Genomic DNA, 10,099 nt, shown 5'->3' with positions numbered 1-10,099 from the left:
TCCACGGCTTCACCGGCCTCGCGCAGGCGACGGGCCATCTCGTAGGCGATGACGCCGCCGAGAGACCAGCCTCCCAGTTGGTAGGGGCCGTGAGGCTGCACCGTGCGGATGGCTTCGATGTAGAGGGCGGCCATCTCCTCGATGGACTCGGCGACGGGCTGTCCGTCGAGTCCGCGCGACTGGAGGCCGAAGACGGGCAGTGAGGGGCCCAGACGGCGCGCCAGCTCCGAGTAGGCCAGAACGTTGCCGCCGCCGGGGTGGACGAGGAAGAGCGGCCGGTGCCCGGGCTCTCCACGCTCCAGCGGGACGAGAGGCGTCCAGTCCTGTGAGTCGTCGCGAAGCACCTGTGCGAGCTGCTCGATGGTGGGCTGCTGGAAGAGGACAGAGAGAGGGAGGCTCAGGCCGAGACGCTCACGGATGGACGCGAGCATGCGCACTGCGAGCAGGGAGTGACCGCCCAACTCGAAGAAGCTGGAGCGGACGCCGACGGAGCGGACGCCGAGGAGGTCCTCCCAGATTCGAGCGAGCTGCATTTCGAGCGCGTCGCGGGGAGCGACGAAGTCCCGGGCCTCGACGGCGTGGGCGTCGGGCTCCGGCAGGGCCTTGCGGTCGACCTTGCCGTTGGCGTTGAGGGGCAGGGAGTCCAGCACCACGACGGCCGACGGCACCATGTACTCGGGCAGCCGCTGCTTGAGGCCAGCCTTGAGGATGTCCGCGTCCAGCGAGTGGCCTTCGCTCGGGGTGACGTAGGCGACAAGGCGCTTGTCCGCGTCCGTGCCCCGAGCCACGACGATGGCCTCGTTGACGCCGGTGGCGGAGCGCAGGGCGGCTTCGACTTCGCCCAGCTCGATGCGGAAGCCACGCACCTTCACCTGGAAGTCGACGCGGCCCAGGAAGTCGATGGTGCCGTCCTCCCTCCAACGGGCCTGGTCGCCCGTGCGGTAGAGGCGCTCGCCCGAAGTGGATGCGAAGGGATGGGGCACGAAGCGTTCCGCGGTCAGCTCGGGACGATTCAGGTAGCCCCAAGCCAGGCCCTGGCCGCCGACGTACACCTCACCCGCGACGCCCACGGGCACCGGGTGCAGGTGCGAGTCGAGCACGTAGACGGTGGAGTTGGAGAGCGGCCGTCCAATGGGGATGGCGCCGTCCACGCGCGTGCCGTGCTGCATGGAGAAGGTGGTGGAGAAGGTGGTGTTCTCCGTGGGGCCGTAGCCGTTGATGAACGTTGCACCTTCCGAAAGACGCGCGAGGTGTTCGCGCACACGGGCCGCAGGCAGCACATCGCCACCGGCAAGGACCTGACGCACGCCCGCGAGTGCTTCACCCTGGTGCAGGGCCATCTGCTCGAAGAGGGCGGCGGTGAGCCACAGGGACGTCACGCGGTGGTGGCGCAGCTGGGCGGCCAGTTCCTCCAGGGAGAGGGAGTGCGGCGGAGCGAGGGCGAGCTTCGCGCCGTGCAGCAGCGCACCCCAGATTTCGAGCGTGGAGGCATCGAAGGCCACCGGTGCGAACTGGAGCCAGACTTCGTCGGGCCTGAAGCGCATGAAGGTGCTGCCGAGCACCAGGCGGGTGATGCCCCGGTGCGGCACGCAGACGCCCTTGGGGCGGCCCGTGGAACCCGAGGTGAACATGACGTAGGCCAGGGCTTCACCGTCCACGCGAACATCGGGCGCATGCGTGGGCCGCGAAGCGATCTCCGCGGACTGGGCATCCAGCCAGACGCGGGTGCCGGTAGCAGGGAGCAACGAAGCGAAGGGCTGGTGCGTGACCACCACTCCGACGTCCGCGTCCTCCAGCAGCATGGCGATGCGTTCCACGGGCGCATTGCGGTCCACGGGGACGAAGGCCGCGCCCACCTTGAGGATGGCGAGGAGCGTCGTCACCAGCTCGAAGGAACGCTCAACGGCGAGACCCACGCGCGCACCCGGGGCGATGCCGAGGGCACGCAGATGATGGGCCAGTTGGTTCGCGTGCGCGTCCAACTGGGCGTACGTCAGCGTCGCGTCGCCCAGCACCAGGGCCACAGCGTTGGGCGTGCACTGGGCCTGCCGGGCGAAGTGGACGTGGACCGGAACATCGGTGGGACTGACGGCTGCGGTGTCGTTCCACTCCACGAGGAGGCGCTGGCGCTCGTCGTTGGAGAGGAGCGGCAGGTGGGCCATGGGCTGCTCGGGCTTCGCGGCCACGGTCTCCAGCAGTGTGCGCAGGTGGCGGGCCATCCGCTCCACGGTGCTCTGCTTGAAGAGGGCGGTGCTGTACTCCAGCGTGCCCAGCAGTCCTTCGGACGTCTCCGTGAAGAAGGCGCTCACGTCGAACTTCGACGTCGAGTGGGTGGCCTCCAGCCTTCGCAGCCGGAGGTCCGGCAGATGCACGTCCTCCGTGGGCACATTCTGGAGCGCGAGCAGCGTCTGGAAGAGAGGCGTGTGGCTGAGGCTGCGCGTCGGCTGCAGGACCTCCACCAGCTTTTCGAACGGCACCTCCTGGTGCTCGTACGCGTCCAACACCGTGGCGCGCACCTGCTGGAGCAGCGCCTGGAAGGACTGGCCCTCGTCCACCTTCGCGCGCAGGACGAGCGTGTTGACGAAGAAGCCGATGAGGCCCTCCGTCTCCGCGCGCGTGCGGCCGGCGATGGGCGAGCCCACGCTGAGGTCCTGCTGGCCCGTGTAGCGCGCAAGCAGGCCCTGCCATGCCGCGAGCAGCACCATGAAGAGCGAACCGCCTTCACGGTGGCCCAGGCTGCGGAGGGCTTCCGTCAACTCCCTCGAAAGGGCGAAGCCGAAGGTCGCGCCCGAGGTGCTCCGGACGGCCGGGCGGGGGAAGTCGGTGGGCAGCTCCAGCACGGCGGGAGCACCGGAGAGCTTCCCCTCCCAGTAGGCCATCTCCTGACGCAGCGTCTCACCCGAAAGCGTGCGGCGCTGCCAGTCCGCGTAGTCCGCGTACTGCACGGAGAGCGCAGGCAGGGGCGACGGCTGCCCCGCGGAGAAGGCCGCGTAGAGAGCAGTGACTTCACGCACCAGCACACCCAACGACCAGCCGTCAGAGACGATGTGATGCATCGTGATGACGAGGACGTGTTCGCGCTCGGAAAGCTTGAAGAGCAGCGTGCGGATGAGCGGACCGGTGTGCAGGTCGAAGGGCCGGCGCATCTCCTGTTCCACGCGGTCCCGCGTCTCGGACTCACGCTGGGATTCGGGCACGTCCGTGAAGTCCACGAGCCCCATGGGCACCGGACTGTCGGAGTGGATGCGCTGGACCGGTTCACCGTTCACCTGGGTGAAGGTGGTGCGCAGGGCGTCGTGTCGGCGCACGACTTCCTGCAGCGCGCGCTCGAGCATGTCCGCGCGCAGGTGGCCCTCCAGCCGGACGGCGACGGGCATGTTGTAGAGGGGGCTGCCCGGTTCGAGCTGATCAATGAGCCACAACCGCTGCTGGGCGAAGGACAGCGGCAGCGGACCGTCATGCGAGACGCGGGTGAGCTGCGAGGTGCTCGTGCGGGTGAGTCCGGAGAGGCGAACCGCGAGCGCTTCCACGGTGGGGGACTCGAAGAGGGCACGCAGCGGGAGCTCCACGTTGAACCCGGCGCGCACGCGAGACACGACCTGGGTGGCCAGCAGTGAGTGCCCGCCCAGTTCGAAGAAGGAATCCGTCACGCCCACCTGAGGCAGGCGCAGGACTCCTGCCCAGATGGACGCGAGCTTCTCCTCGGTGGGAGTGCGCGGGGCGACGTAGCTGGAGGCGAGCGCCCCGTTCTGGGGCGCGGGCAGTGCCTTGCGATCCACCTTGCCGTTGGTGTTGAGCGGCAGCGCTTCCAGCACGAGGAGCGCCGAGGGGCGCATGTGCTCGGGCAGGAGCTGCTTGAGCCAGTCCTTGAGGGACTCGGGCGTGGGCGCGGACTCCGTGCCTTCCGGAGGCACCACGTAGGCAACGAGCCGCTTGTCACCGGGGTTGTCCTCGCGAGCCATCACCACGGCGGCGTGCACCTGGGGATGCTTGAGGAGCGCGGCTTCGACTTCACCCAGCTCGATGCGGAAGCCGCGGACCTTCACCTGGAAGTCAGCACGACCCAGGTAGTCGAGCATCCCGTCCGCGCGCCAGCGCACCACGTCGCCGGTGCGGTAGAGGCGGGCACCGGGCGTGGAGGAGAAGGCATCCGGGATGAAGCGGTCCGCGGTCAGTTCCGGGCGATTGAGGTAGCCGCGCGCGACGCCCTCGCCACCGATGAAGAGTTCGCCCGCGACGCCGATGGGAACGGGGCGCAGCGTGCGGTCCAGCACGTAGACGCGGACGTTGGGCAGGGGCCGACCGATGGTGGGCGTGGGGGAGGCGTCGAAGGCGCAGGCGGTGGCGTCGACTGTGCACTCGGTGGGGCCGTAGACGTTGAAGACGCGCGGGCGCGGAGCCTGGGCCAGGTGACGCCAGGTGGCGGGGTCCACGGCTTCACCGCCCACGAGGACGCGGTGGGGGATGGCCTTGCGCTCCAGCAGGCCTTCATCCACCAGCAGGCGCAGGTGCGCGGGAGAGCAGTCGAGGACGTCCAAGGCGTCCTGGGCAATCCGGTTGACGAGCTCGCCGACGTCGGCGCGGGCCTCGTCGGGGACGATGCAGAGGGTGTGGCCGTCGAGGACCTGGATGAGCTGCTTGACGGAGGCGTCGAAGGAGAGCGGAGCGTTGACGCTGACGCGTTCCTCAGGCTGGGCGTCCGCGTGCACCGTAGCGGCGAGAGCGACGCGCAGATTGAGCACGGAGCGGTGCTGAATCATCACGCCCTTGGGACGGCCGGTACTGCCGGAGGTGTAGATGATGTACGCCAGATGCTCCGGGGTGACCGACGTCACCGGAGCGTCCTGGGACTCAAGAGCGAAGTCCTCGGAGTCGGAGTCCAGGCAGAGGGTGTGCGCGGAGTGCGGAGGCAGTGAGTCGCGCAGGCGCTGCTGGGTGAGGACGACGGGAGCGCCGGTGTCCTGGAGGACGTGGGCGAGCCAGTCACGCGGGTAGCTGGGGTCGATGGGGACGTAGGCGCCACCGGCCTTGAGAGTGCCGAGGATGCCAACGAGGGCCTCCACGGAGCGCTCCACGCAGAGCACGACGCGCACGTCGGGGCCGACGCCCAGCTTCACCAGCCGGTGCGCAAGCTGATTGGCGCGCGTGTCCAACTCACGGAAGGTGAGCTGCTCATCGCGGCAGATGACGGCCAGCGCGTCGGGCGTGCGAAGGGCCTGGGCGCTGAAGGCGTCATGGATGCAGAGGTCGCGAGGGAACTCGGCGCTGGGGCCGTTCCAGTCCACGAGAAGCTGCCGCTGCTCCGGAGCGGTGAGCAGGGGCAGGCTCGCGAGCGTCGCGTCCGGCTGGGCGGCGATGGACTCCAGCAACACGCCCAGGTGGCCCGCCATTCGCTGAATGGTGGACGCATCGAAGAGGTCCGTGGCGTACGTCAATGTTCCGCCGAAGCCCTGGGGCGATTCCTGCAACGTCAGCGTGAGGTCGAACTTGGAGGACCGCGTGTCCAACGGGACGGTCTGGAAGGACAGCCCAGGCAGTCGGAGCGTCTCCATGGGCGTGTTCTGCAGGGAGAACATCGCCTGGAAGAGGGCGCTGCGGCTCAGGTCTCGCGCGGGCTGGAGGACCTCCACCAGCTTCTCGAAGGGGACGTGCTGGTGCTCGTAGGCCGTGAGCGTCGTACCGCGCACCTGGGAGAGCAGCTGGCGGAACGAGTCCTGCGGCTGCACGTGGGCGCGCAGGACGAGCGTGTTGACGAAGAAGCCGATGAGGCCCTCGGTCTCCGCCTGGGTGCGGCCTGCGATGGGCGTACCCACGCTGATGTCGTCCTGCGTGGAGTAGCGCGACAGGAGCAGCTGCCATGCCGCGAGCAGCAGCATGAAGGGCGTGGCGCCTTCATCCCGGGCCAGGGCCTTCAGGGACTGAGAGATCTCCAACGGAATGCGCACGTCCACCGTGGCACCGCGGCGGGACTGCACTGGCGGACGCGGGTGGTCCGTGGGCAGGTCCAGCGCGGACGGAGCCTCTGCGAGCTGCTGCTTCCAATAGCCCAGCTGCGCGTCCAGGGCCTCACCCTGGAGCCAGCCTCGCTGCCACATGGCGAAGTCCGCGTACTGCACGGGCAGTGGCGGGAGGACGGGAGCGCGGCCGGTGCTGAAGGCTTCGTAGAGGGCCGCCACTTCCCGGACGAGGACACCCAAGGACCAGCCGTCGGAGACGATGTGGTGCATCGTCACCAGCAACAGGTGCGAGTCCTGTCCCAGCCGCACCAGCGTGCTGCGCAGCAACGGGCCCGTGGAGAGGTCGAAGGCACGCAGGGCTTCCGTGGCCGCCGCGCGCTGGGCCTCCTCCTCACGCTGCGACTCAGGCAGGGACGTCAGGTCGATGACGGACAGCTCCCAGCCAGAAGACGGCTGGATGCATTGCGACGGCTCTTCGTGCTCCGCGGAGAGCGTCGTGCGCAGCGATTCGTGGCGGTCCACCAATGCCTCGAAGGCGCCACGCAAGGACTCCAGGTCCACGCGGCCCGTCAGCCGCAGGGCGGTGGGGATGTTGTACGAAATGTCCCCAGGCTGGAGTTGATCCAACAGCCAGAGGCGCTGCTGGGCGAAGGACAGCGGAATGACGCCTTCGCGCGGCGAAGGCTGCAGCGGAGGTGCACGGTGCGCGGCGGACCGGGCGCTCGCGAGCTTCGGTGCGAGCGCTTCAACGGTGGGGGCTTCAAAGAGGGCCCGCAGTGGCAGCTCTACCTCGAACGTGGCCCGCACGCGCGAGACGAGCTGGGTGGCCAGCAGGGAGTGGCCTCCCATGGCGAAGAAGTCGTCCCGCACACCGACTCGCTCCATGCGGAGGACTTCGGCGAAGAGGTTCGCGAGCTGCTCCTCGGTGAGTGTGCGCGGTGCTTCGTAGGTGCTGCCTGCCTGCTGCGCTTCCGGCTCCGGCAGTGCCTTGCGGTCCACCTTGCCATTGGAGTTGAGGGGCAGGGCGAGAAGGACGACGAAGGCGGCGGGCACCATGTACTCGGGGAGGCCCTGGCGCAGGTGGGCCTTGAGGGACTCGACCTCCAGCGAGGCCTCGGCCTTGGGAGTGACGTAGGCGACGAGGCGCTTGTCGGCGGCTTCACCCTTGGTGACGACGACAACGTCTTTGATGCCCGGGGCGCGGCGGAGAGCGGCTTCGATTTCGCCCAGCTCGATGCGGAAGCCACGCACCTTCACCTGGAAGTCGATGCGGCCCAGGTACTCCAGGCGCCCGTCGAGGCGGTACCGGACACGGTCGCCCGTGCGGTACATGCGGCCGCCGGGGGGACCGTAGGGCTCCGGAACGAAGCGTTCAGCAGTGAGTTCCGGGCGTAGGAGGTAGCCGCGCGCCTGGCCTTCACCGGCGAGGTACAGCTCGCCTGCGACACCCACGGGTACCGGTTGCAGCGAAGCGTCCAGCACGTAGGCGCGCGTCGCGGGTAGCGGGCGGCCGATGAGCGGCACTTCGTCACGGCCGACGAGGGATGCGGTGGAGTAGGTGGTGTCCTCGGAAGGCCCGTAGAGGTTGAAGAGCTTCTGCACCGTCGGGACGGCGTAGACCTGCTTCGCCAACGTCTCCGGCAGGGCTTCACCGGCGAGGTTGATGACGCGCACGGAAGGCGGCACCGCGCCCAGGCGCAGCAGCTGGGCCATGGCGGAGGGCACGGTGTTGACGAGGGTGACGTGGGAAGCGGTGCTCAGTTCCGCCAGGTGCAGGGCGTTGCGCGCCACCACCACCGCACCGCCACTGCTCAACGGAGCGAAGAGCTCGAAGACGGAGAGGTCGAAGTTGAGGCTCGTCGCGGCGAGCGTTCCCTTCAATTCCTCCGGCGAGAAGGTCTCCAAGGCCCAGTGGAGGAACGTCACTGCGTTGCCATGGGAGATAGCAACGCCCTTGGGGCGGCCGGTGCTGCCGGAGGTGTAGATGAGGTAGGCGAGGTGGCCTGGGTGGATGTCCACCACCGGAGCCGTCGTCGGTTGCTTCGCCAGTTCCGCGTCCGAGTCGAGGCACACCGGCGTGGCACTGGTTTCGGGCAGCGCCGAGAGCAGATGGGAGTGCGCGACGAGGGCAGGGCCCTGGGCGTCCTCCAGCAGCCAGCCCAAGCGCTCATGCGGATAGCTGGGGTCCAGCGGCACGTAGGCGCCACCGGCCTTGAGGATGCCGAGTGCTCCGATGACAAGGTCCTCGGTGCGATCGACGCAGAGACCGACACGGACTTCGGGCCCGACGCCCAGTCCTCGCAGGCGGTGCGCGAGTTGGTTCGCCTTGGCGTCCAGCTCCCGGTACGTCAGCTGCCGCTCGGGCGTGATGACGGCCAGGGCATCCGGCGTGCGGCGCACCTGTGCCTCCACCATCGCGGGGATGCTGGACTCCCGCGGCACGTGCGAGGCAGGCGGGTTCCACTCGATGAGGAGTTGCTGGCGCTCAGCGTCCGTGAGCAGCGGCAAGTCGCCCAGTCGCGTGTCCGGCTGCTTCGCGATGGTTTCCAGCAACACACCGAAGTGTCCGGCCATCCGCTGGATGGTCGCGGCGTCGAACAGGTCCGTTGCGTAATCCAGCGTGCCGGCGAATCCGTCCCGGTTTTCACGCAGACCGAGGGAGAGATCGAACTTCGCGAAGGGGGACTCCAGCGGCAAGGTCTGGAAGGACAATCCCGGCAGACGCAGCGCTTCATTCGGCGTGTTCTGCAGGACGAACATGGCCTGGAACAACGGGCTGCGGCTCAGATCGCGCGTGGGCTGCACGGCTTCCACGAGCTTCTCGAACGGCAGGTGCTGATGGTCGTAGGCCGCGAGCGTCGTGCCTCGCACCTGGGCCAGCAGTTCCCGGAACGTCGCGCGCGGGTTCAGCTGGGCGCGCAGGACCAGGGTGTTGACGAAGAAGCCGATGAGGCCTTCGGTCTCCGCCTGGGTCCGGCCCGCGATGGGCGAACCCACGCTCACGTCATCCTGTGCCGAGTAACGCGACAGGAGCACCTGGAAGGCCGCGAGCAGCAGCATGAAGGGCGTGGCGCCCTCGCGCTGGGCCAAGGCCTTGAGGGACTCGGAGAGCTGGGTGGGGATGCGCACGTCCAGCGTGGCACCGCGGTGTGACTGCACGGGCGGCCGCGAGCGATCCGTGGGCAGGTCCAGTGCGGCGGGTGCCCCAGAGAGCTGCTGCTTCCAGTAACCCAACTGTGCGTCCAGCGCTTCACCCTGGAGCCACTGGCGCTGCCACATCGCGAAGTCCGCGTACTGCACCGGCATCGGCGCGAGCGAGGGCGCCTTCCCCTCGCTGAAGGCTTCGTAGAAGGCAGCCAGCTCGCGGACGAGGACACCCATGGACCAGCCGTCGGAGACGATGTGATGCATCGTCACCAGCAGCAGGTGCTCCGTTTCATTCAGCCGCACCAACGTGCTGCGCAGCAGCGGGCCCGTGGCGAGCTGGAAGGAACGGTGGGCCTCCGTAGCCGCCGCGCGCCGGGCCTCCTCCTCACGCTGCGATTCGGGGAGGGCCGTCAGGTCGATGACGGGCAACTCCCAGTCAGAGGGCGGCTGGATGCATTGCGACGGCTCTTCGTGCCCGGCGGAGAGCGTGGTGCGGAGGGACTCGTGGCGGGCAACGAGTGCCTCGAAGGCCCGGCGCAACGACTCCACGTCCACCTGGCCCGTCAGTCGGAGCGCCGTGGGGATGTTGTACGACGCATCACCCGGCTGGAGCTGATCCAACAGCCAGAGGCGCTGCTGGGCGAAGGAGAGCGGAATGGTGCCTTCACGCGCGACAGGCCGCAGCGGCGGTGCGCGGAGCGTCGCGGACCGGGCTCCGTCCAGCTTCGGCGCGAGGCCCTCGACGGTCGGTGCTTCGAAGAGGGCTCGCAGGGGCAACTCCACCGCGAACGTGGCCCGCACGCGCGAGACGAGCTGCGTGGCCAGCAGGGAGTGACCCCCCAGCGCGAAGAAGTCGTCGTGGAGGCCCACCCGCTCCACGCGGAGGACTTCGGCGAAGAGGGCCGCGAGCTGCTCTTCGGTTGCATTGCGCGGCGCGACGAAGCCGGCCGAGCGCGACGTGTCTTCCGGTTCGGGCAGGGCCTTGCGGTCCACCT

Annotated in this window: 1 protein-coding gene; it reads right to left on the bottom strand. The window is 68.9% G+C overall.

The genetic code is table 11. From position 1 onward, the window contains the following. A partial coding sequence (locus D7Y04_RS42320; RefSeq protein WP_147477326.1) for a non-ribosomal peptide synthetase occupies nt 1-10,099 on the bottom strand: 10,099 nt, incomplete at both ends.

The sequence above is a fragment of the Corallococcus sp. AB038B genome (genome assembly GCF_003668955.1).
Lineage (GTDB): Bacteria > Myxococcota > Myxococcia > Myxococcales > Myxococcaceae > Corallococcus > Corallococcus exiguus.
Note: the sequence above shows the minus strand (reverse complement) of the source record. Positions and strands in the feature narration are given on the sequence as shown.